At 71.3% G+C, this 20,181-nt stretch carries 26 protein-coding genes and 1 pseudogene; 11 read left to right on the forward strand and 16 right to left on the reverse strand.

Going from position 1 to position 20,181, the window contains the following annotated elements; genetic code table 11:
- The first annotated feature begins 16 nt into the window (after positions 1-16).
- Complete coding sequence (locus ACFYL6_RS18230; RefSeq protein ID WP_387172447.1) at positions 17-694, forward strand: 5-formyltetrahydrofolate cyclo-ligase; 678 nt, start codon at positions 17-19, stop codon at positions 692-694.
- A pseudogene (locus ACFYL6_RS18235) lies at positions 691-897 on the forward strand (FmdB family zinc ribbon protein); the annotation flags it as partial. The gene ACFYL6_RS18230 and the pseudogene ACFYL6_RS18235, both read left to right, overlap by 4 nt.
- A 14-nt stretch (positions 898-911) precedes the next feature.
- Here the strand turns inward: ACFYL6_RS18235 and ACFYL6_RS18240 are convergent.
- Positions 912-1,214 carry a hypothetical protein gene (locus ACFYL6_RS18240; RefSeq protein ID WP_387172689.1) on the reverse strand — a complete coding sequence of 101 codons (303 nt, stop codon included), beginning with the start codon at positions 1,212-1,214 and terminating at the stop codon, positions 912-914.
- Positions 1,215-1,421: 207 nt separating this feature from the next.
- Between ACFYL6_RS18240 and ACFYL6_RS18245 the strand changes: the two genes are divergently transcribed.
- On the forward strand, positions 1,422-1,619 hold the full coding sequence (locus tag ACFYL6_RS18245) for a hypothetical protein (protein WP_387172449.1): 198 nt from the start codon (positions 1,422-1,424) through the stop codon (positions 1,617-1,619).
- Between the two features lie 141 nt (positions 1,620-1,760).
- On the opposite strand, the gene ACFYL6_RS18250 is transcribed toward ACFYL6_RS18245, so the two are convergent.
- Complete coding sequence (locus ACFYL6_RS18250) at positions 1,761-1,943, reverse strand: hypothetical protein (RefSeq protein ID WP_124863025.1); 183 nt, start codon at positions 1,941-1,943, stop codon at positions 1,761-1,763.
- 105 nt (positions 1,944-2,048) lie between these two features.
- On the opposite strand from ACFYL6_RS18250, the gene ACFYL6_RS18255 reads away from it, so the two are divergent.
- On the forward strand, positions 2,049-2,672 hold the full coding sequence (locus tag ACFYL6_RS18255; RefSeq protein ID WP_387172451.1) for a hypothetical protein: 624 nt from the start codon (positions 2,049-2,051) through the stop codon (positions 2,670-2,672).
- A 100-nt stretch (positions 2,673-2,772) separates the two neighbouring features.
- Here the strand turns inward: ACFYL6_RS18255 and ACFYL6_RS18260 are convergent, their stop codons facing one another.
- Positions 2,773-3,255: a DUF2231 domain-containing protein gene (locus ACFYL6_RS18260; protein ID WP_387172453.1), complete on the reverse strand. Its 483-nt coding sequence runs from the start codon at positions 3,253-3,255 to the stop codon at positions 2,773-2,775.
- 201 nt (positions 3,256-3,456) lie between these two features.
- On the opposite strand from ACFYL6_RS18260, the gene ACFYL6_RS18265 reads away from it, so the two are divergent.
- On the forward strand, positions 3,457-3,885 hold the full coding sequence (locus ACFYL6_RS18265) for a Fur family transcriptional regulator (RefSeq protein WP_387172455.1): 429 nt from the start codon (positions 3,457-3,459) through the stop codon (positions 3,883-3,885).
- Positions 3,886-3,982: 97 nt separating this feature from the next.
- Positions 3,983-4,846 carry an oxygenase MpaB family protein gene (locus ACFYL6_RS18270; protein ID WP_387172457.1) on the forward strand — a complete coding sequence of 288 codons (864 nt, stop codon included), beginning with the start codon at positions 3,983-3,985 and terminating at the stop codon, positions 4,844-4,846.
- Between the two features lie 22 nt (positions 4,847-4,868).
- Here ACFYL6_RS18270 and ACFYL6_RS18275 read toward each other — a convergent pair whose 3' ends face one another.
- From ACFYL6_RS18275 to ACFYL6_RS18325, 11 genes are all read right to left on the reverse strand, one after another.
- A complete protein-coding gene (locus ACFYL6_RS18275; protein WP_387172459.1) occupies positions 4,869-5,789 on the reverse strand; it encodes a RecB family exonuclease in 921 nt (306 codons plus the stop codon).
- 43 nt (positions 5,790-5,832) lie between these two features.
- Positions 5,833-6,447, reverse strand: coding sequence for a MarC family protein (locus tag ACFYL6_RS18280; RefSeq protein WP_091394729.1), 615 nt, complete (start codon positions 6,445-6,447; stop codon positions 5,833-5,835).
- A 41-nt stretch (positions 6,448-6,488) separates the two neighbouring features.
- The gene (locus ACFYL6_RS18285) at positions 6,489-7,361 is read right to left on the reverse strand and encodes a PHP domain-containing protein (RefSeq protein ID WP_387172461.1); all 873 of its coding nucleotides are present in this window, start codon (positions 7,359-7,361) and stop codon (positions 6,489-6,491) included.
- A 62-nt stretch (positions 7,362-7,423) separates the two neighbouring features.
- Positions 7,424-8,686 (reverse strand): hypothetical protein, encoded by a 1,263-nt coding sequence (locus ACFYL6_RS18290; RefSeq protein WP_387172463.1) that lies wholly within the window; start codon positions 8,684-8,686, stop codon positions 7,424-7,426.
- A complete protein-coding gene (locus tag ACFYL6_RS18295) occupies positions 8,683-9,462 on the reverse strand; it encodes a SigE family RNA polymerase sigma factor (protein ID WP_387172465.1) in 780 nt (259 codons plus the stop codon). Before ACFYL6_RS18295 ends, ACFYL6_RS18290 begins: the two co-directional genes overlap by 4 nt.
- Before the next feature lie 103 nt (positions 9,463-9,565).
- Entirely contained in the window at positions 9,566-10,441 is an 876-nt protein-coding gene (locus tag ACFYL6_RS18300) for a PH domain-containing protein (protein ID WP_088951386.1), read from the reverse strand.
- A gap of 6 nt (positions 10,442-10,447) precedes the next feature.
- On the reverse strand, positions 10,448-10,606 hold the full coding sequence (locus ACFYL6_RS18305) for a hypothetical protein (RefSeq protein ID WP_007455302.1): 159 nt from the start codon (positions 10,604-10,606) through the stop codon (positions 10,448-10,450).
- Positions 10,607-10,722: 116 nt separating this feature from the next.
- The gene (locus ACFYL6_RS18310) at positions 10,723-11,469 is read right to left on the reverse strand and encodes a DUF6758 family protein (protein WP_387172467.1); all 747 of its coding nucleotides are present in this window, start codon (positions 11,467-11,469) and stop codon (positions 10,723-10,725) included.
- A gap of 10 nt (positions 11,470-11,479) precedes the next feature.
- Entirely contained in the window at positions 11,480-12,103 is a 624-nt protein-coding gene (locus ACFYL6_RS18315) for an RNA methyltransferase (RefSeq protein ID WP_091397287.1), read from the reverse strand.
- Positions 12,104-12,154: 51 nt separating this feature from the next.
- Positions 12,155-12,691 (reverse strand): hypothetical protein, encoded by a 537-nt coding sequence (locus ACFYL6_RS18320; protein WP_387172468.1) that lies wholly within the window; start codon positions 12,689-12,691, stop codon positions 12,155-12,157.
- A gap of 91 nt (positions 12,692-12,782) precedes the next feature.
- Positions 12,783-13,298 (reverse strand): MaoC family dehydratase, encoded by a 516-nt coding sequence (locus tag ACFYL6_RS18325; RefSeq protein WP_387172470.1) that lies wholly within the window; start codon positions 13,296-13,298, stop codon positions 12,783-12,785.
- Between the two features lie 548 nt (positions 13,299-13,846).
- Between ACFYL6_RS18325 and trxA the strand changes: the two genes are divergently transcribed.
- The 3 genes from trxA (at position 13,847) to ACFYL6_RS18340 (ending at position 15,778) form a co-directional block, all read left to right on the forward strand.
- Entirely contained in the window at positions 13,847-14,209 is a 363-nt protein-coding gene (gene trxA, locus ACFYL6_RS18330) for a thioredoxin (RefSeq protein WP_030329190.1), read from the forward strand.
- A 154-nt stretch (positions 14,210-14,363) separates the two neighbouring features.
- A complete protein-coding gene (locus ACFYL6_RS18335; RefSeq protein WP_354945003.1) occupies positions 14,364-14,804 on the forward strand; it encodes a hypothetical protein in 441 nt (146 codons plus the stop codon).
- On the forward strand, positions 14,801-15,778 hold the full coding sequence (locus ACFYL6_RS18340) for an MFS transporter permease (RefSeq protein WP_387172472.1): 978 nt from the start codon (positions 14,801-14,803) through the stop codon (positions 15,776-15,778). Before ACFYL6_RS18335 ends, ACFYL6_RS18340 begins: the two co-directional genes overlap by 4 nt.
- Here the strand turns inward: ACFYL6_RS18340 and ACFYL6_RS18345 are convergent.
- Positions 15,742-16,161 carry a thiol-disulfide oxidoreductase DCC family protein gene (locus ACFYL6_RS18345; RefSeq protein WP_387172474.1) on the reverse strand — a complete coding sequence of 140 codons (420 nt, stop codon included), beginning with the start codon at positions 16,159-16,161 and terminating at the stop codon, positions 15,742-15,744. The genes ACFYL6_RS18340 and ACFYL6_RS18345 overlap by 37 nt on opposite strands.
- A 93-nt stretch (positions 16,162-16,254) precedes the next feature.
- Between ACFYL6_RS18345 and ACFYL6_RS18350 the strand changes: the two genes are divergently transcribed.
- Both ACFYL6_RS18350 and ACFYL6_RS18355 read left to right on the forward strand, forming a co-directional pair.
- The gene (locus ACFYL6_RS18350) at positions 16,255-18,321 is read left to right on the forward strand and encodes an intein-containing Rv2578c family radical SAM protein (RefSeq protein WP_387172475.1); all 2,067 of its coding nucleotides are present in this window, start codon (positions 16,255-16,257) and stop codon (positions 18,319-18,321) included.
- Positions 18,322-18,340: 19 nt separating this feature from the next.
- The gene (locus ACFYL6_RS18355; protein ID WP_124819981.1) at positions 18,341-18,748 is read left to right on the forward strand and encodes a CoA-binding protein; all 408 of its coding nucleotides are present in this window, start codon (positions 18,341-18,343) and stop codon (positions 18,746-18,748) included.
- Between the two features lie 106 nt (positions 18,749-18,854).
- Here the strand turns inward: ACFYL6_RS18355 and ACFYL6_RS18360 are convergent, their stop codons facing one another.
- Complete coding sequence (locus ACFYL6_RS18360; protein WP_112725959.1) at positions 18,855-20,051, reverse strand: acyl-CoA dehydrogenase family protein; 1,197 nt, start codon at positions 20,049-20,051, stop codon at positions 18,855-18,857.
- Positions 20,052-20,181: the final 130 nt, after the last annotated feature.

The raw sequence follows: 20,181 nt of genomic DNA on the forward strand, positions 1-20,181 counted from the left end.
GCGTCAGGAGTGTTGCGTGACGGAATTTTCTGATGAAGCGGAAGTGACCCGGCTGGCGAAGCGGGACACCCGCGTCGAGCTGCTCGCTCGCCGCCGGTCGCTGCCCGCCGCGACGAGGGCAGCCGCCGCCGGGCGCGTCCAGGCCGAGCTGGTCGCCCTGGTACGCCGGCTGCGGCCACAGCGGATGACGGCGTACGTGCCGGTCGGCTCCGAACCGGGCGGCGCGGACCTGCCCGAGGTCCTGCGGGCGGCCCTGCCGGTGGACGCCGAGTTGCTGCTGCCGGTGCTCCTCGCCGACCTGGATCTGGACTGGGCGGCGTATACCGGACCGGATGCCTTGATCGCGGCCGGTCGGGGTATCCGAGAACCAGCCGGTGCACGCCTCGGGGTGATGGCCGTGGCGCACGCCGAGCTGGTGGTCGTACCGGCTCTCGCAGTCGACCACCACGGTCGGCGGCTCGGACGCGGCGGCGGCTCGTACGACCGGGCACTCGCCCGGGTACCCGAGGCGGCCCTGACGGTGGTGCCCCTGCACGACGGTGAGGTGGTCGAGGCGCTGCCGGCGGAGCCACACGACCGCCGGGTGCGCGCGGTCGTCACTCCCGCCGACGGGGTGCGTACGCTTGACGACGGCCCGGGTGCGGCGCACGGTGTCGCGCCCCACACGTCCGCTGGACGAACCCGGGGCGAATGACGCACCATTGGCACTCGAATACGTCGAGTGCCAACTGGCCGAGCCGAGATCCGGAGGAGAACGTGCCCACGTACCAGTACGCCTGCACCACGTGCGGTCACCAGCTCGAGGCGGTGCAGTCCTTCTCTGACGAGCCGCTGACCGAGTGCCCGGCGTGTCAGGGGCGGCTGCGCAAGGTCTTCAACTCGGTCGGCATCGTCTTCAAGGGCTCGGGCTTCTACCGCACCGACTCCCGGGCGTCCGGCTCCGAGACGACGGCCGGCGGCACGGCCACCAAGCCGGCGAAGTCCGAGTCGTCCTCCGGTGACAGCTCCTCGTCCTCTTCGGGGTCCTCCTCCTCGTCCGGGTCGTCCTCGGGGTCGTCGTCCTCCTCGGGGTCGTCGTCCGGGTCGTCTGGGTCGTCCTCGGGTGGATCGGGCGGCGGCAAGGCGGCGGCGGCAAGCTCCGCGTCCTGACCGTCGAAGGCCCGACCCCCACGGGTCGGGCCTCGATCAACTCGGGTTTCAGGAAGTCGGCCCATCCCCGCTGCTCCAACCACCCGGGTTCCTTGATCGCGAGTCGATCAAGGCGGCGGCCATAGCAGAGCGAACCGACGGATGGGCGTTTTCCACAGGCCGACGGGTTGTCCACAGGCGTCGGCCGTGGGTCGGCCGTGGCCGCGGGATCTGCCTAGCCTGCCGTCCATGGGTGCCACTGCGGTGCTCTGGGACGGAAGGCGGCAGAGGCGATGGTCGATCCGGATTCCGCGCGGGCATTGCGCCCGCTGCGCCAGCTCACCCTGCCCGGCGGGCGCACCCTGCTCCGAGCCGGTCTGGTCGCCGCACTGCTCGGCCTGGCCGCCGCGATCCTGCACACCCCGGCCGGATGTCCGCCGGCCGCCGTGCCCTCCAACGCACCGTCGGAGGCGGTCAGCACGGCCCGGTAGCTCGACGAGGACCGACCGGCCGATGCCAGCACAGGCTCCCCGACCATGATGGGCCAGGTCTTGCTCCGGAGCCGTTCGGTCCAGCACCGCACGGTCGGCTTCTGTACCTGACGTCGTGAAAATCTGGCCGAGCCGCCGCGGTCAGTCCCAGTGCGGGGGGCGTTCGGCGAGCAGCCAGTCGTCGTTGCCGCCCGACCGCTCGCCCCAACCACGGTCGGTGTCGTCGGAGGTCTGCTCGGGCAGCACCACGAAGTCTTCGCTCAGGTCGACGGCGCGGTCGTCGTCACCACGTGCGCCGTGCGTGCCGGGGTCTTCGGTGCTCACGAGCGGCAAGACTAGCGCAGCCGACGACGCAGGACCGGGCCGTCCAGCGTGGCACGCCGGCCAGAAACGACCGGGCCGCCGGTGGCGTTGGTAGCGTCGGACGGCGTGACGACCCCCAGCGGTGGCAGCACTCCGGACGACTACTGGCGACGACCCGACACCGGTGACGACGCGGTGGCGGACCAACCTCCCGCCGCGCCCGCGTTCACACCATTGACCGGGCCCACCAACCCACCCGCGAGCGGGACCAGCAACCCACCGCCGACCGGGCCCACCAACCCACCGCCGACCGGGCCAGCCAACCCACCGCCGAGCGGACCCGACGGCCCAGCATCGCCGGGGCACCCTGCCGGCGGGCAGGCTGGACCACAGGCCGGGCAGACCGGCCCGCTACTGGCAGGGCAAACCGGCGCAGCACAGGCCGGGCAGACCGGCCCGTCACAGGCCGCGCAGACCGGCCCGCCACAGGCCAGCCAGACCGGCCCAGCGTCGGCGGGAGGCGCTCCCAGCGGATACTCCGGCCCGCCGCCGAGCGTGCCGCCGCCGGCGGGTTGGCGACCACCCGTACATCTTCAGCCGGCGCCGCCGCGACAGCTTCCGCCGCAGGACATGGCCGACCTGGACGCGGCCGAGCAGCGCTCGCAGCGGGTCACCTACGGCTTCGGCGCGGCGGCCGGCGTGGTGCTGCTGGTTCTGCTCTGCCTCCTGTGCTCGCGAGTCATCTTCTGACGCTCGGGACCGCAGCCCAGCGGGGGCAGCGGCCCAGCGGGGGCAGCAGCCCAGCGGGGGCAGCAGCTCAGCGGGGGCAGCACGCCAGCGCTGTAGCAGCTCAGAGGGTGGTGCCCCAGACGGTCTCGGCGCCGGAGTGGCCGGTCAGGTAGACGTAGATCAGGGCGGCGATGGCGAGCCCCACGGCCGCTACCGCCAGCACCGGGATGACCAGCGCGGGCAGCTGCGGCACCCGGGGGTGCCCACTTGTCGCCACGAGCAGCAGGATGGCCACGATCCCGAGTGGCACCACGATGCGGAGCAGGATGTCACCGTAGCGGGAGTGGTCGAAGATCTGATCGAGGATCGGTCCCTGGAAGCCCCGGGCTACCAGCGCGTCGGTGAGAGCCTCACCCGACTTGACCGCGACGTAGGCGGTCACCGGCGCGGCCACGGCGAGGAGGCCCAGGGCCCAGTCCAGCCGGTGCCGCCACCGCGGCAGTCCCACGTACGCGATGGCCAGCACCGCCAGCAGCGGCACGAATACGACGACCGCGTGGATTACCAGGACGTGCACCGGTAGACCCAGGATCTCCTCGAACATCGAACCCTCCAGGTGGATCATGGTCAGGGGTGGCCAGCCTATGGTCCGCCGATCGTCCCCAGGCTCTCGACCGGTGACACGCGCGCCGCGTCGATCGGGTTCACCCTCCGGGCCGTACTCCCGATCTTGCCTGGCTGTGTCGGTGCCCACCCGGAGCGGGCGACGGTTGTCGATGCCGATCGGGCGTGCTGTCATTGGCCCATGTCCGGTGCCGAGGAGCTGCTGCGGTCGAGGGGCCTGCGGGTCACGCGGCCCCGCCTCGCGGTGCTCGACGTGCTGGCCGACGGCGGCCATCTTGAGGTCGACGAGATCACCCGACGGGTTCGCGAACGCCTCGACTCGGTCTCCACCCAGGCTGTCTACGACGTGCTGGGCGCGCTGTCCCGGGCCGGGCTGTCGCGCCGGATCGAGCCGGCGGGCAGTCCCGCCCGCTATGAGGCGCGCGTGGGCGACAACCACCACCACGTGGTCTGCCGGAGCTGCGGCGAGATCGCCGACATCGACTGCGCGGTGGGCAGCGCCCCGTGCCTGGAGCCGAACACCGCGCACGGGTTCGAGGTGGACGAGGCCGAGGTGACCTTCTGGGGTCTCTGCCCGGGCTGCCGGGCCCGCCGCTCCGCCGACGTCTGACCGGCGGCACCGGCGGCCCAGGCCGCACTGGCGGCCCGGGCGCGGCACCGGTGGCACGTGACCGGCGAGGTCGGCCCGGCCGTGGCACTCTTGAGCGGTGGACTCCGATGACCTCGGCCTCTTCGGTCCGGGTTCGGTCACGTGGAAGGTGCACGAGGAGCCGATCCTGATCGTCGCCGGCCTGCGCTCGCTCTACCTCCAGGCGTTGCACCCTCGGGCCATGGCCGGGGTCGCGCAGAACAGCAACTACCGCACCGACGCCTGGGGTCGACTGGTCCGCACCGCCACCTACGTGGCGACCACCGTCTACGGGACCACCGCCGAGGCCGAGGCCGCCGGGGCCCGGCTGCGCCGGCTGCACGACCGGCTGCGGGCCACCGACACGCTCACCGGTGAGCAGTTCCGGGTCGACGAACCGGACCTGCTGCGCTGGGTGCACGTGACCGAGGTCGAGTCGTTCCTGAGCACGGCCCGACGCGCCGGGCTGCCGCTGAGCGACGACGAGGTGGACGGCTATTACACCGAGCAGCGCCGGGCCGCCGCCCTGGTCGGCCTGGACCCGACCACCGTCCCGGGCACCGCCGCCGAGGTCGCGGACTACTACGAGGCCGTACGGCCACAGTTGCGGATGACCCGGGAGGCCGCCGAGACGGCGGTGTTCCTGACCGCCCCGCCGCTGCCGTGGAAGCTCAGCCTGCCGGTCCGGTTGGGGCTCACGCTGGGCCCGCCACGCTGGGCGTACCTGGGGATCGCCGGCACCGCGTTCGCGCTGCTGCCGACGTGGGCGCGTCGGATGTACGGAGGTCTCGGCCTGCCGACCACCGCGCTGTCGGCGGACCTGACCCTGCGCGCGCTGCGGCTCGCGCTCGCCGCCGTCCCCCGCCGCTACCTGGAGGGGCCCTTGATTCAGGCAGCCAAGGAGCGGGCCGCGCGGCACGCCGCCGCCTCGCTGGCCAGCTGACCCGACCCTCGGGCAGCGGAGATCAACCGTCGGCGGGCCGGTCCATGGCCGCCCACGGCTCCTTGCCCGGGACCTGCGCGCCCGTGGGGCAGTGCCGCCGGAAGTCGCACCAGCCACAGCGCGGGCCGGGTGCCACCGGGAACGCCTCGTCCGCGTCGGCGCCGTCGGCGACGGCCCGTTCGGCGGCCATGATGTCGCGGGCTGTCTCTTCCGCGCGGGTCAGTTGTCGGGCCAGCGACTCGACTGTGTGGTCGTGGCCGGCGACCGTGCCGGTCGGCAGGTGGTGCAGCTCCACCCGGCGGCACGGCCGGCGGAACACCCGCTCGGCGGCGTACGCGTAGAGCGCCAGCGCCTGCGAGCCCCGGGCGTCGTCCGTGTCCAGCCCGGTGCGACCGGTCTTGTAGTCGACGATGACCAGCTCCGGCCCTTCCGGCCCGGGCCGCGAGTCGATCCGGTCGGCGCGGCCGTTGAACGCCAACACCGCGGTCTTGACCGCCACCACCCGCTCCACGCCGAGTGGGTCGGAATCCGGCTCCAGCGTCTCGACGTACGCCTCCAGCCACCCCAACGCCCGCCGGTAGGCGGCCCGTTCCTGCTCGTCGTCCCGGTAGCCCTCGCGGACCCAGGTGCCCTTGAGCAGCGTGGCCAGCGCCTCGGGGCGTCGCCGGTCGGCGGGCAGCGCATACCAGTTTTTCAGGGCGGTGTGCACGCTGGCGCCGAGCGAGTTGTGCGCCCACGGCGGGCCCTTGGGTGGGGCGGGCCGGTCGACGTAGGAGTAGCGGTAGCGACGCGGGCAGTCCGCGTACGCGCCGAGCTTGCTCGGGGTGCAGACGAACAGCCGCTCCGGCATGCCCTCGAAGCCGAGCTGCTCGGCTTCGCCGGAGCGCTGCCGTGGGGCCCGGCCGCCGGCGGCCGGCCGCCCCGCTGATGAGGATCGTCGCACGCCTGCGATCCTGCCATCCACCCCCGACACCGCGCGCGTGCCGTCAGGCCATGTTGACGTACTGCGTGACGAAGGCGGCCACCGCGTCGGCGATGAGCTGCACGGCGATCGCGGCCAGCAGCAGGCCGGCGATCCGGGTCAGCACCTCGATGCCGCCCGGCCGGAGGATCTTCACGATGCCGCCGGAGAAGCGCAGGACGATCCAGACGGCGACCATCACGGCGAGGATCGCCACCGCGATGGCGCTGAACTCCCCCAGCCCGTCGGCCTGCTGGACGAAGAGCATGGTGGCCACGATGGCGCCCGGGCCGGCCAGCAGTGGCGTGCCGAGCGGCACCAGCGCGATGTTGGAGGTGACCTGCTGGCTCGGGTCGTCGGCCTTGCCGGTCAGCAACTCCAGGGCGACGAGCACGAGCAGCAGCCCACCGGCCGCCTGCAACGCCGGCAGGTCCACGTGCAGATAGTCGAGCAGGGTCTGCCCCGCCACCGCGAAGATCACGATGACACCGAGCGCCAGCGCGACGGCCTGCCAGGCCGCCCGGTTGCGGTCGCGGGCGGGCAGCGGGCCGGTCAACGCCAGGAAGATCGGCATCATGCCCGGCGGGTCGGTGATCACCAGCAGGGTCACGAAAACCTCGCCGAACAGCTTCAGATCCACGTGATCAACCTAGCCGCGCCGCGATGGACGAAATACCCGGATCAGCCCGAAGCGACCTCGGTCACCCCGTCGGCGACGATCCGCTCGTACGCCTCGACGCTGGTGCTGAACTCGCCGAGTTGAACGGTCTTGTGGGTGCCGTGGAAGTCCGAGGAACCGGTGACGAACAGACCCAGCTCGGCGGCGAGCGCCCGCACGTGTTCCCGCTCGGCCGGGCTGTGGTCCTCGTGGTCGGCCTCAAGCCCGGCGAGCCCGGCGGCGGCCAGTTCGGCGATCAGCTCGTCGGGCACCACCCGGCCGCGTCGGGTCGCCCGCGGGTGGGCGAAGACGGGCACACCTCCGGCCGCCCGGACCAGTCGAACGGCCCGGAACACGTCGATGTCCTCCTTGGGCAGCCGGTATCGCTCGCCCAGCCAGTCCGGGCCGAACGCCTCCCGGACACTGCCGACCAGGCCGGCGCGGATGAGTGCCTGCGCGAGGTGCGGACGCCCGACGGTGCCGCCACCCGCGCCGGCCAGGATGTCCGGCCAGTTCACGTCGATGCCGTCGGCCCGCAGAAGGTCGACCATTCGTTCGCCGCGCTCTTCCCGGGCGGCCCGGACCCGAACCAGCTCGGCCACCAACTCCGGGTGGTCCGGGTCGAACAGGTACGCGAGCAGGTGCAGCGGCACCGCCGGCCGCGCGCCGGACCAGCGACACGACAACTCCGCACCCCGGACCAGACGCAGACCCGGCGGCAGCGCGTCCACGGCCGGCGCCCAACCGGCCGTGGTGTCGTGGTCGGTGATCGCCAGCACGTCCAGCCCGGCGTCGAAGGCCGCGCCGACCAGCTCGGCCGGGGTCAGCGTGCCGTCGCTGGCCGTCGAGTGGGCGTGCAGGTCGATCCGGGGGGCGGAGCCGGTACGCGAGGTCACCGCCCGACGCTACCGAGGAAACAGCGAGCCCGGCTCACATGGGTCGCGCGGGTCACCCGCGGTCAGAAGCCCTTCACCAGGATCGGTCGGTCTCCGGCTGGCACACCTGGCACCGCGGCGGGGCTGGCGGGTTTACCCGCCCGCACCTGGCCGACGACGACCTGGACCAACTCGCCGGCGCCGTCGAGGTAGGAGGCGTGGGCCTCGTCGCTCCACACGATCGCCCCGAAAATCGGCGGCCCGGCCGCGACGGCGGTCGCACCCGGCCCGAGCCGCTGCAGGTCGACCAGCAGGGACCGGCCGGCCTTGCCGCTGTCCCCGTTGACCAGCAGCCACCGCCCGTCCGGCGAGACCTCGCCGATGCCGTCCTGGCTCAGGTCCGGACCGCAGCCGGTGCGTACCGGGTCCAGCTGACGTGTCGGGGCGAGTACGGCGAGGCAGCCCCGGCCCGGTTCGGTCGTGGCGACCTGGCCGACGAGCCGCCCGTCGGGCAGCCGCCCGTAGACGTTGAGGCTCTTCTGGTCGAGGGCCTCGGGCAACGGCCCCGTACCGGGGCGCCAGAGGGTGTGACCGGCGCTGGCCGGGTCGAGTCGGACCAGCACGCTGTCACCGACGAACCGGACGGGCTCCGCCGTCGCGGGCACCGGGGTGCGCACCGCCCCGATGAGTTGGGTGCCGACCACGCCCGCCACCAGCAGGTCGCCTCCGTCGCGCCAGGCGACCTGGAGGCTGTCCGGGGCCAGGACGATCGCGCCCGCCCCGGCCAGCAGCACCTGCACCAGGCCGTCGTCCTGCACCACCCACAGGGAACGGCCTGCGGCGCTCGACGCGCCGACCACCAGCCAACCGCCGCCGCTGGGCAGGGGCTGGACGCGGTCGGCCGGCCCGACGTCGGGCAGCACCAGCCGCCGCCCGTCGGCGTTGACCAGCGTCTCGCTGACAAGCGGAGCGGTCGACGCCTCGGGTGAGGGGGCGGGGCCGGGGATGCTGGCCGTCGGGAGCGGTCGGCTGGTCGGGCCCGGGTCGCCGATCACCACGATGGGTGACCCGTCCCGCCCGGTCTCGGCACCGAGCTGAGCCATGCCGGCGCTGAGCAACACGGTGGCGACCGCCGCGAGGGCGAGGCCGGCGGCGGTGCGTCGGCGCCGGATCCGGTTCGCGCGACGGATGGCCTGGCCCGCCGGATCGACGCTCAGTGGGCGGGCAAGGGCGACCTGGTGCGAGAGGGTCTCCCGCACCGCACCTTCCAGCTCGTCAGGCCGCACCTGGTATGGACGCTGCGGGCCGTCCGTCAGGTTGTCGCGCCGGCCGGGGAACTCACTCACTGCTGCTCCCCGGAGCCGGTGCCGACGGGCACGGCCGCCGGGGCGGTGGGCAGCACGACCTGCGGGGTGACTGAGCGCGGCACGGCGGGGCGCGCTGCCGCCGGGCGGGGCTCGGGTCGGCCAGCCGCCCGGCCCGGACCGGGTGTGGCAGCGGCACCGGCGGTCTGGATCCGTCCGGTCCGGGAAGTCGAGCCCGTCGCCCGACCGGCGGCACCGGTCGCGGCCGATCCACCGGCGGCGGCCGACCGGCCGGCGATGCCGGCGGCGGCGGCGAGGTCCGGTGCGTCCGCGCCCAGGCGCCGACGCAGCGTGGCCAGTGCCCGGGACGCCTGGCTCTTCACCGTGCCCGGTGAAATGTCCAGCATCGCGGCGGTCTGCGCCTCCGACATGTCCTCGTAGTAGCGCAGCACCAGCACTGCCCGCTGCCGGTTGGGCAACTCCCGGAGATGCCGCCAGAGCAGGTCACGGTCAAGTTGCTGCTCGATCTCGTCGACACCGGCCCGCTCGGGCAGCACCTCGGTCGGGCGTTCGCCGTGCCAGCGCCGCCGCCACCAACTTGTCGACGTGTTGACCATCACCCGCCGGGCGTACGGCTCGACCGCCTCGATCCCGCCGAGCCGCTTCCACGCGAGGTAGGTCTTGGTCAGCGCCGTCTGGAGCAGATCCTCGGCCGTGGCCCAGTCCCCGGTGAGCAGGTAAGCGGTGCGTAGGAGCGCGGCGGAGCGGGCCGCGACGAACTCGCGGAACTGCTCCTCCAACGAGTCCTTGCTCGCCACCGCCCACCTCCACACCCCCGCCGTCCTGGCAGAGTGCCACGTCAGGGGCGCTCTGGTCCATGACGAAAGGTGCGCACTTGCTCCGATGTTCGGTCGAAAACCTTCACGCCCCGTCGTCGGCCTTGGCCTCGTCGGCCTCCTTGCCGAGCCGCGCCTCGACCGCCTGCGGCTCGTACATCTCCTCGACGACGCGCAGGTAGAGCTCGTTCGGGTTGGGCAGGTTCTTGATCTCGCGGAGCGCCTGCTCCTGGCCGGCGGACTCCAGCACGAAGGTGCCGTAGTTGAGCGCTCGGCCGGTCGGGGTCTGCTCGTACTTCATGTCGGTGACCCGGACCAGCGGCATCATCGCCACCTTGCGGGTGACGATGCCGTTGACCACCATGACCCGCTTGTTGGTCAGGATGAAACGGTCATACCACCAGTCAGCGACCTTCCACGCCACCCAGCCCATCACCGCGAACCAGAGCAGCACGGCGATGGTGGTCAGCGCGCCGACGTCCTGGCCGGCGAGGAAGCCGGAGAGGTAGCCGAGCACGAAGGTCGCCGCGACGCCGATCAACAGCGGGTTGGTGAGGTGGATCCAGTGTCGCTTCCACTCACCCCGGTAGCGCTCGGTGGGGAACAGGTAGCGAGCCACCAGCGAACTGGGCTCGTCTTCCAGTGGCAGCACGCGCCGAGGGGTCGAGCCGGTCGCGTCGGCACGCAACCCGGCCAGCTCGTCCTCGGAGATCTGCGGCGGCTGGTAGCTGGCCTCCGGATCACGGATCCACCCCCGACCGGAACGACCCTGGCCGGCATAGCCGGGCCCGTCGCCATAGCCGACGTCGTCCGAAAGGGACGGACCGTCGGACAGGCCGGGACCGGCCCCGTAGCCCGGGCCGTCATCAGGCCCGATCCGCGGGATCGGCTCGGTGTCACGCTCGCGACGTTCCCGGTCGGGGTCGTCCGGGTCGAAGGGTGGACCGGAGGGGCTGCCCATCGGCGGCTAGGCGACGAGGCTGGTGAAGAAGTCGCCAAACCCCTGGGCGATATCCATGATCCCGCCGCCGAGCGACTTGAACACATCCGCCGCAGAGTTTGGCCGGTAGGCGACGAAGAAGATCAAGAATGCGATTCCGGCCCAGGTGAGGACCTTCTTGACCATGGCGGGCCATCCTCTCGCGCGGCGCCGGGTCCCATTACCGCAGCGGCACCCAGAGTATCAGTGTGGTGTCGTACAGTGAATATCTGCGTCCGTTCTCCGTCAATCCGGAAGAGTTGTCAAGCTCTACCGGGTAGATACGGGGACGGTGCGCCGTACACGAGCTCGGGGGGAGTCCACTCGGTCAGGTCGTGTAGCACGACGTCTTCCGCGAGCAAATGACCCGCACTCGCCGGCCAGGCTATCGCATGGAGCCACATTCCCCGAGCCTCGCCGGCGTACGCGCTTCGATCCGTGGGTGAATTCACCAACCACAGTGGAGTGGGGTGCCCGCCGACCTTGATCTTCGCCTGTCCGACGTGGTCAGGATGACCCGGCCCCGGGTCGGTCAGCGCGTCGACCAACTCCGGCCCCGGATCGGGGCCGGCCAGTCCGGCGAGTCGGGTGCCCAGGCCCACACCGGGTTCCTCGGCCACGAAGACCAGATCGGCCGGGCCACCGCCGAGTGGCGCCGGGCCCGCACAGGCCACGGCGGTCGCCCGCACTCCCGTCCGGTCGTCCCCGGCGTACGCCACGCCGGTGAGTGTCCAACCGGGCGGCAGCGGCCACGGGCACCACAGGGGCGTCACCGGCGGATCGCCGCTCGCGGTGATCTGCTCCACCACGCTCGCCACGATCTCCGCTCCGATGTGCTCGGGCACGTGCAACGGCGGCACCGGGCCGCAGCGCACACACCTCGAGTCGGTGTTCATCAGATCCGGCGCCCGCACTGGGCCCCCGCATCTCGGACAACTCACCGCGACACTCACATCCCCACCGTCTCCCCGGAGCACCGGCACGTCAAGCCGGAACGTCCGATTCGGCACCGTACGTGGGTCAGTCCGGCGGCGTGCCGGCGTGCGCGCGGATCCAGGCGTGCATGGCGATTCCGCTGGCCACGCCCGCGTTGATCGACCTCGTCGAGCCGTACTGGGCGATGGAGTAGAGCTGGTCGCACGCGGCGCGGGCCGGCGCGGAGAGACCCGGCCCCTCCTGGCCGAACAGCAGCACGCAGTCCCGCGGCAGGGTGCCGGTCTCCAGCGGACGCGACCCGGGCAGGTTGTCGATGCCGAACACCGGCAGCTGCCGCTCGGCCGCCCAGGCGACGAACTCCTCGATCGTCTCGTGGTGCCGCACGTGCTGGTACCGATCGGTCACCATAGCTCCGCGCCGGTTCCACCGTCGCCGTCCGACGATGTGCACCTCGGCGGCGTTGAACGCGTTGGCGTTGCGCACCACCGTGCCGATGTTGAAGTCGTGCTGCCAGTTCTCGATCGCGACGTGGAAGCCGTGCCGGTGCCGGTCCAGGTCGGCGACGATCGCCTCGTGCCGCCAGTAGCGGTAGCGGTCGACGACGTTGCGCCGGTCCCCCTCCGCCAGCAACTGCGGGTCGTAACGGGGATCGTCCGGTGGGTCCCCCGGCCAGGGGCCCACACCCACCTCAAGCTGGTCGTCGGTCACGGTCATCAGAGGGTACGGACCGCGTCGGCGCCCGGCGCGACGACCTGCCGGTCAGCCCAGGTCGAGGGCGGCACCGAGCCGGTCCAGGAAGCGCCGGTCCGCCGGGCTGGCCGGTGGGTCCACCCGGCGCGCGCCGGTGCCGGGCACCGCGCGACAGACCCGGGCCGCGACCGACTGCACCCACTGGCGGTACGCGGCCGAGTCGGCGGGGTCCGCCCGCCGCCGGAGGACCCGGCTCGCCGCCCGGCAGGCGGCCAGCAGGTCCACCAGATCGGTGAGCCGCTCGGCGGGTTGCGGGGTGCCGTCGTGGCGGGCGTAGATCGTGGCGACCACCGCGCGGACCAGGTCGCTGTCGGAGGCTCGGCCCGCGGCCACGGCATCCACGCCGGCCAGGCTTGCCATGACCCCACGCTCCGTCCGGCCGGGACCGGGCGCCGCGGCGGCCACGAGAACCCGACCGGGCAGGCTGGTGAGCAGATCCCACTCGACGGCGGAGTAGACAGCGGTGGTCAAGGGTGCGGCTCGGCGGCCGGCAGAGGACGGCTCTCCCGCGACGGAGTGGCTCATCGGAACCTCCGGCGTCAGCATATGCCCCGAGACGGGAACAGGGCCCCTTCCCCCGCAGACCCGCGGGGAGGAAGGAGCCCGTGTTCGTCGACGGTCGAGCCCGGCGCGACGGTCAGCGCGGTTCGGGGAAGCTGGGCCGCTCCGGGTCCACTCCGTCGGGCACCGCGGCGGCCGCGTACTCCCGCTTGGGGACCATGACCTTGCGCCGGAAGACGCAGACCATCGTGCCGTCCTGGTTGTAGCCGCGAGTCTCCACCGAGACCACGCCCCGGTCGGGTTTCGAGCCGGACTCACGCTTGTCCAGCACCGTGGTCTCGCCGTAGATCGTGTCGCCGTGGAAGGTCGGCGCGACGTGCCGCAGCGACTCGACCTCCAGATTGGCGATCGCCTTTCCACTCACATCGGCCACCGACATGCCGAGCAGCAGCGAGTAGATGTAGTTGCCGACCACGACGTTGCGCTTGAACTGGCTGGCCGTGGCGGCGTAGTGCGCGTCCATGTGCAGCGGGTGGTGGTTCATCGTGAGCAGGCAGAAGAGGTGGTCGTCGTACTCGGTGACGGTCTTGCCCGGCCAGTGCCGGTAGACCGCGCCGACCTCGAACTCCTCGTAGTAGCGACCGAACTGCATGCTGGTCCCTTCGACGGGCGGCGATGGAGTTCGGCACAGCATGCCTTACCGATGGTTAAGGCGACCGGCGGGGCGCGACGGCGGCGGAAATGTCACACCGGTCACTCGCCAGGGGGGAGACGCAATGAGCGGCGGGGCCCTCCCCGGCACCCGCCGCCCACGCTCTGATGTGAGGAATTCTGCCCTACGCCTGCGTAGGTTCAACAGAGATCGCGGTCACATTTATCTTTTTGTAACACTACTCTCCGTGACGGAACGGAGGTTGATCAGCGATCTCCGCAGGCCGGATACCTCCTTGTCAAGGCCCAAGTTACCGATTCGTACTGCTCAATCGCGTGGATCTCCCTGGAAACGCTCCCATCACGGCAGGTCACGCAAGTGCGTCGTGCACTTGCGTTCCGCAGGTCGGGTGTGAACAGACGCGTGTCGATGACCCGCAGCACCCCCGGGCAGCCCCGAGCACGTTTCGTGCCCCACCGCCCGGGAATTCGATACGGTCAGCCCTGGTTCTACGGGACGTAGATAAACCGCGGTGATCGGAGAGTGCAATGGCAACCGTTGAGCTGACCTCGGCGAACTTCGACGAGGTGACCGGCAACGACGGCATCGTCCTGGTCGACTTCTGGGCCGACTGGTGTGGTCCGTGCAAGCGGTTCGCCCCGGTCTACGAGCGCTCCTCGGAGAAGCACCAGAACATCGTCTTCGGCAAGGTCGACACTGAGGCTCAGCAGGAGCTGGGCGCCAAGTTCGACATCCGGTCGATCCCGACGATCATGGCGATCCGTGACGGCGTCATCGTCTTCGCCCAGCCGGGCGCCCTTCCCGAGTCCGCGCTGGAGAACCTGATCGAGCAGGTCGAGGCGCTGGACATGGACGACGTCCGCAAGCAGCTGGCCGAGCACAACCACTGAGTCGTCCGCGCGACGACACGCGAGGCCGGGCCCGATTCGGGCCCGGCCTTCGTCGTACCCCCAGATGCTGCCGCATGATCACCTGCCTGGTCAGGCCGAACTGGCCGTCGGAGGGACCCGACGCAGCCGGTACATCCCGTATCGTCACGACCCGATGGAGAACCTGACCACCCGCGGGCGCGTGACCCGGCTGGGCGCGACCGCACTCGGTCTCGTCCTGCTCGTCGTCGGCACCTTCTGGGGCAGCGACGACGACTTCCCGTTCGGCCCGTTCCGGATGTACTCCACCTCCAACCCGCCGAACGCCCCCGCACCCGACACCCGCGTCGAGGGGGTGAACAGCTCCGGGACGGTGATCGACCTCGACCAGAACGCGACAGGCATCCGCCGCGCCGAGATCGAGGGTCAGCAGGCCCGATACGCCGCCGACCCGACGCTGCTCACCGAGGTCGCCGACGCGTACGCCGAACGCCACCCGGACGCGCCCGCGCTGGTCGAGGTCCGCATCGTCATCCGCTGGCACGGCATTCGTGGCGGCCGACCGACCGGCCAACACACCGACCAGACCGTCGTCCGCTGGCAGGCCACCCGATGAACCGCTGGCTGACCGAGGCCGTACCCCGGGGCCGGGTGGCCGCGTTCCGCACCCTGATCTACCTGTTCGTCGCCGCCGACCTGGTCATCTTCACCCCCTGGGTACGCACCCGGGTCAGCGTGCCCGGCGACCTGTACCGGCCGCTCCTGATCGGCCGCCTGCTCCCACTGCCGACGCCAACCGAGACGCTGGTGACGGTGATCTTCTGGGCGTTGCTGCTGCTCGCCCTCCTCGCCGCCACCGGGCGGGCGCCCCGGCTGCTCGGCTGGGCGGTGTGCGCGCTGTACCTGGAGTGGATGATCATCGCGATGAGCTACGGAAAGGTCGACCACGACCGGTTCGGGCTGCTCGTCGCACTGGCTGTGCTGCCCACCGCCGGTCGCGCCCGACATGGCGACACCACCCGCACCGAGGCCGGGGGCTGGGCCCTACGCGTCACCCAGATCGCGGTGATCTGCACGTACTTCCTGGCCGCCTTCGCCAAGCTGCGCTTCGGCGGCCTGGACTGGCTGACCGGCTCGGTCCTGGCCCGCGCGATCATCCGACGCGGCACCGACCTGGCGGACCTGATCGCCCAGGTGCCGCACCTGCTGATCGTCGCCCAGTTCGGCATCGTGGCGTTCGAGCTGCTGAGCCCGGTGGTCTTTTTCCTGCCACCCCGCTGGCGACTCGCCATGGTCGGCTTCTTCTACTCGTTCCACGCGGTCACCATCGCGACCATCACGATCTCGTTCGCGCCGCACCTGGCCGCGATGACCAGCTTCCTACCGCTGGAGCGGGTGCGCCCGCTGGTCTGGGCCCGCCGGCTCGTCGGCCGCGACACTCCCAACCCAGCGACGACGGACGCCCCGGAACCGCGCCCGGCGGGCGACGACCGGGAGCCGGTGCCGCCTGGCCAGGACCCGGTGGGAGCCGGCGCGGAACGGGCGCTCGACGATCAGACGCCGGTGGTCGGGCGACCGGTCGGGCCGTAGAGCCGCTCCCGGGCCTCCTGCGGCAGCGAGCAGGCCGCGGTGCCACCGGGGAGTCGGTGGCGGTTGCGCGCCACCCAGCGGTACGCGGGCCAGGCCGCAGCGCGCACCGGAGGAAACCGCAGGCCGGCGCCGGCGACCCGCCAGAGCGGACCACTCGCGGCGAGCAGCTTCGCGATGGCGTCCGGACCGGCCGCGCGGGAGCCGTCCACGCCGACCCACTGCACGGCCTCCTCGCACTCGGCCACGGTGAGGCCGAGCGCGTCCAGGTCGGCGAACTGCCAGGGCACCACCCGTGCGGCGGTGGGGATGCGGCGCTCGATGAACTGCGCACAGCTCGTGCAGAACGCGCAGTCCCCGTCGTAGACGAAGGTCGACGTCTCCATGGCGTCCATCCTCCCCTCTCCGACCATCCGAACGCCCACCGGTGTACGGCGGGTCACTTGCGCTCACCTCGTACACGTGTTCGAATAGTGGCCATGCGCTGGGACAACCTCACCGCTCCCCCGGTTGAGGGAGACCCCGAGCGGGCAGCGCCAGCGACGCCACCCCTGCCGCTGGCGCTGCCCGGCGCCATCGCCCGCACCTTCGACACCCCCGAGTTCGCCGGGATGACCTTCTACGAGGTGCAGGCCAAGTCGATCCTCAACCGGGTGCCCGGGCAGTCCCGCGTCCCGTTCGAGTGGACGATCAACCCGTACCGGGGCTGCTCTCATGCCTGTGTTTACTGCCTGGGCGCGGACACCCCGATCCTGATGGCGGACGGTCGCACGAAGCCGATCAGCGAACTGGAGCCGGGCGACCGCATCTACGGGACCGAGCGACAGGGGGCCTACCGCCGGTACGTGATCACCACCGTCCTCGACAAGTGGTCCACGGTGAAGCCGGCCTACCGGGTCACCCTGGAGGACGGCACGACCCTCATCGCCAGCGGGGACCACCGGTTCCTCTCTGAACGTGGCTGGAAGTACGTCACCGGGGCCATGCAAGGCAGCTCCCGACGCCCCTACCTGACCACCAACAACCGTCTGATCGGCACCGGTCGTTTCGCCGTCGGGCCCAAGGAGTCACTGGACTACCGCCGGGGCTACCTGTGCGGCATGGTCCGCGGAGACGCGCACCTGGGCGCGTTCTCGTACTCGTACGGGACGGTGCACCGGTTCCGGCTGGCGTTGGCCGATGATGAGGCATTGAGCCGCAGTGAGCGGTACCTCGCCCTCGAAGGGATCAAGACGCAGCGTTTCACCTTGGCGCAGGTCAGCACCACGCGACGTGCGATGACCGCCATCCGCACCTCGAAGCAGCGGGACATCGAGACGATCGCTGACCTTGTCCGCTGGCCGGTCGAGCCCAGCGACGACTGGCGGCTTGGCTTCCTGGCCGGCATCTTCGACGCGGAGGGCAGTTGCAGCAGAGGCGTCCTGCGCATCAGCAACAGCGACGACGCCATCCTCGACCAGACGACGGCAGCACTGCGCCATTTCGGTTTCGCCTGCGTGCAAGGAGATCGCGGCCTAGCCAACCGCGTGCGGGAGATCAGGCTGACCGGGGGCCTCGCCGCCCGGCTCCGCTTCTTTCACCTGACCGACCCTGCCGTCACTCGGAAGCGGTCGATCGAGGGTGGCGCACTGAAGCATCAGGGCGCCCTCCGGGTTGTCGGCATCAAGGCACTCGGGCTGGAGCTGCCGCTCTGGGACATCACCACTGGCACCGGGGACTTCATCGCCAACGGGGTGGTCAGCCACAACTGCTTTGCCCGAAACACGCACACCTATCTCGATCTCGATGCCGGTGCGGACTTCGACCGGAAGGTGATCGTCAAGGTCAACGCCGGTGAGCTGGTCCGGCGGGAGTTGGCCGCGCCGCGCTGGCGGGGCGCGCACGTGGCGATGGGCACCAACGTGGACTGCTACCAGCGCGCCGAGGGTCGCTACCGGCTGATGCCGCAGATCATCGGCGCCCTGCGTGACTTCGCCAACCCGTTCTCGATCCTCACCAAGGGCACGCTGATCCTGCGCGACCTGCCGCTGCTGCGCCAGGCCGCCGAGGTGACCACGGTGGGCATCTCGTTCTCGGTGGGGTTCGTCGACGAGCACCTCTGGCGCACCGTCGAGCCGGGCACACCACACCCCCGCCGTCGGCTGGACGCCGTCCGGGCACTCGCCGACGCCGGCTTCTCCGTCGGCGTGCTGATGGCCCCGATCCTGCCCGGCCTGAGCGACAGCGACGAGTCGATCGACGCCACCGTCTCGGCCATCGCCGCCGCCGGTGCGACGAGCGTGACCGCCCTGCCCCTGCACCTGCGTCCCGGCGCCCGGGAGTGGTACGCCCGCTGGCTCGCCCGCGAGCACCCGCACCTCGTGCCCCGCTACCGCGAGCTCTACCGGGCCGGCGCGTACGCCCCGCAGGCGTACCAGCGGGAGTTGACCGCACGGGTGCGGATCGCCTCCCGCCGGCACGGGCTGCACCGCGGAGAGCGCGGCGACAACCGCAGCCTGCCGGAGCCGCCGCCACCGGCAACGGCCGAGCAGCTGACCCTGCTGTAGTCGGAGCTACAGTCGGCGGGTGCGTACCGCTCAGCAGATCCTCGCCGACTCCGCCGTGATCGCCGTCGTGGGCGCGTCCCGCGACCCGTTCAAGGCCGCGCACGGCGTGCCGCTGCAGATGCAGCAGTACGGCTGGCGCATCATCCCGGTCAACCCGACGGTCGACGAACTGTTCGGGGAACGGGCCTACAAGACCCTCGCCGACATTCCGCACCCCGTCGACCTGGTGGACGTGTTCCGGCCGGCGGCCGACGCCGTGCAGGTGGTCCGGGACGCGGCGGCCATCGGTGCCCCCGCGGTCTGGCTCCAACTGGGCATCGTCTCGGCCGAGGCGCGGCGGATCGCCGAGGAGGCCGGCATGGACTACGTCGAAGACCGCTGCCTCATCGTCGAACGCGCCGCCGCCAACCTGACCCGCCTGACCTGACCTGACCCGCCCCCGCGATCTTGCACTTACTGTCCCGGCATACCCGGCATAAGGGTCAATCGGGCAACCGAAAGTGCAAGATCGCGAGGGTGGGGGCGGGGGCGGGTTAGAGCTTGTACTCCTTGAGGAGGCCTCGGGAGATGATGGTCTTCTGGATCTCTGAGGTGCCCTCGCCGATGAGCAGGAACGGGGCCTCCCGCATCAGCCGCTCGATCTCGTACTCCTTGGAGTAGCCGTAGCCGCCGTGGATGCGGAACGCCTCCTGGACGACCTCGGCGCAGTATTCCGAGGCGAGCAGCTTGGCCATCCCGGCCTCGACGTCGTTGCGCTGACCGGCGTCCTTGAGCCGGGCGGCGTTGACCATGAGGGCGTGCGCGGCCTCGATCTTCGTACCCATCTCGGCGAGCTTGAAGGCGATCGCCTGGTGCTTGGCGAGTGGTTGGCCGAAGGTCTTGCGCTGCTGGGCGTAGCTCACCGCCAGCTCGAAGGCGCGGATGGAGATGCCGCAGGCGCGGGCGGCCACGTTGACCCGGCCCACCTCGATGCCGTCCATCATCTGGTAGAAGCCACGGCCCACCTTGTCGGCGCCGCCGAGGATCGCCGAGTCGGGCACGGTCACGCCGTCGAGCACCATCTCGGTGGTCTCGACGCCCTTGTAACCCATCTTCTCGATCTTGCCGGGGATGGTCAGGCCGGGGGCGGTCTCACCGAAGCCGGGCTCCTTCTCCAGCAGGAAGGTGCTCATGTTGCCGTAGACGGACTCGGCGCCGGTGTCGGTCTTGACCAGGGTGGCCACCACCGAGGAGTACGCCCCGTTGGTGAGCCACATCTTCTGCCCGTTGAGCACGTAGCGGTCGCCGTCGCGGACGGCCCGGGACTTGATCGCGGAGACGTCGGAGCCGGTCTCGGGCTCGGACATGGAGAACGCGCCGCGCACCTCGCCGGTGGCCATCTTCGGCAGCAGCCGGGCCTTCTGCTCGGCGGAACCGTGCTGGGAGATCAGGTACGCCACGATGAAGTGGGTGTTGACGATGCCGGAGATCGACATCCAGCCTCGGGACAGCTGCTCCACCACCAGCGCGTAGGTGAGTAGCGATTCGCCGAGCCCGCCGTACTCCTCGTCGATGGTGAGGCCGAACAGCCCCATCTCGCGCATGCCGTCGAGGATGTCGGTGGGGTACTCGTCGGCGTGCTCCAGCCGCTGCGCGTGCGGGATGATCTCCTTGTCGGCGAAGTCCCGAACGGTCTCCAGGATCGACTGTTGCACATCGGTCAGGCCGGGCGTCTGGGCGAGTCGGGCCATCTCAGCCTCCGGGGATCCGCGCACTACTCGTGGGTAACTGAACGCTGGGTCAGTATCGGCCCCTCGGGTCGACGAGGCCAAGGTGACCAGTCCACACAACCGCTGTGAAAAGGTTCACCGCTGCGGGTAG

The sequence above is a fragment of the Micromonospora sp. NPDC007208 genome (assembly GCF_042869175.1).
In the GTDB taxonomy this organism is placed as follows: Bacteria; Actinomycetota; Actinomycetes; order Mycobacteriales; family Micromonosporaceae; genus Micromonospora; species Micromonospora foliorum.

What these genes read in the sequence shown, in the direction of transcription:
- ACFYL6_RS18240 (WP_387172689.1), bottom strand. Translation starts at nt 1,214, where the DNA reads ATGGGCCGACTTCCTGAAACCCGAGTTGATCGAGGCCCGACCCGTGGG.
- ACFYL6_RS18245 (WP_387172449.1), top strand. Translation starts at nt 1,422, where the DNA reads ATGGTCGATCCGGATTCCGCGCGGGCATTGCGCCCGCTGCGCCAGCTC.
- ACFYL6_RS18260 (WP_387172453.1), bottom strand. Translation starts at nt 3,255, where the DNA reads ATGTTCGAGGAGATCCTGGGTCTACCGGTGCACGTCCTGGTAATCCAC.
- ACFYL6_RS18265 (WP_387172455.1), top strand. Translation starts at nt 3,457, where the DNA reads ATGTCCGGTGCCGAGGAGCTGCTGCGGTCGAGGGGCCTGCGGGTCACG.
- ACFYL6_RS18300 (WP_088951386.1), bottom strand. Translation starts at nt 10,441, where the DNA reads ATGGGCAGCCCCTCCGGTCCACCCTTCGACCCGGACGACCCCGACCGG.
- ACFYL6_RS18305 (WP_007455302.1), bottom strand. Translation starts at nt 10,606, where the DNA reads ATGGTCAAGAAGGTCCTCACCTGGGCCGGAATCGCATTCTTGATCTTC.
- ACFYL6_RS18320 (WP_387172468.1), bottom strand. Translation starts at nt 12,691, where the DNA reads ATGCTGACGCCGGAGGTTCCGATGAGCCACTCCGTCGCGGGAGAGCCG.
- ACFYL6_RS18325 (WP_387172470.1), bottom strand. Translation starts at nt 13,298, where the DNA reads ATGCAGTTCGGTCGCTACTACGAGGAGTTCGAGGTCGGCGCGGTCTAC.
- trxA (WP_030329190.1), top strand. Translation starts at nt 13,847, where the DNA reads ATGGCAACCGTTGAGCTGACCTCGGCGAACTTCGACGAGGTGACCGGC.
- ACFYL6_RS18335 (WP_354945003.1), top strand. Translation starts at nt 14,364, where the DNA reads ATGGAGAACCTGACCACCCGCGGGCGCGTGACCCGGCTGGGCGCGACC.
- ACFYL6_RS18340 (WP_387172472.1), top strand. Translation starts at nt 14,801, where the DNA reads ATGAACCGCTGGCTGACCGAGGCCGTACCCCGGGGCCGGGTGGCCGCG.
- ACFYL6_RS18345 (WP_387172474.1), bottom strand. Translation starts at nt 16,161, where the DNA reads ATGGAGACGTCGACCTTCGTCTACGACGGGGACTGCGCGTTCTGCACG.
- ACFYL6_RS18350 (WP_387172475.1), top strand. Translation starts at nt 16,255, where the DNA reads ATGCGCTGGGACAACCTCACCGCTCCCCCGGTTGAGGGAGACCCCGAG.
- ACFYL6_RS18360 (WP_112725959.1), bottom strand. Translation starts at nt 20,051, where the DNA reads ATGGCCCGACTCGCCCAGACGCCCGGCCTGACCGATGTGCAACAGTCG.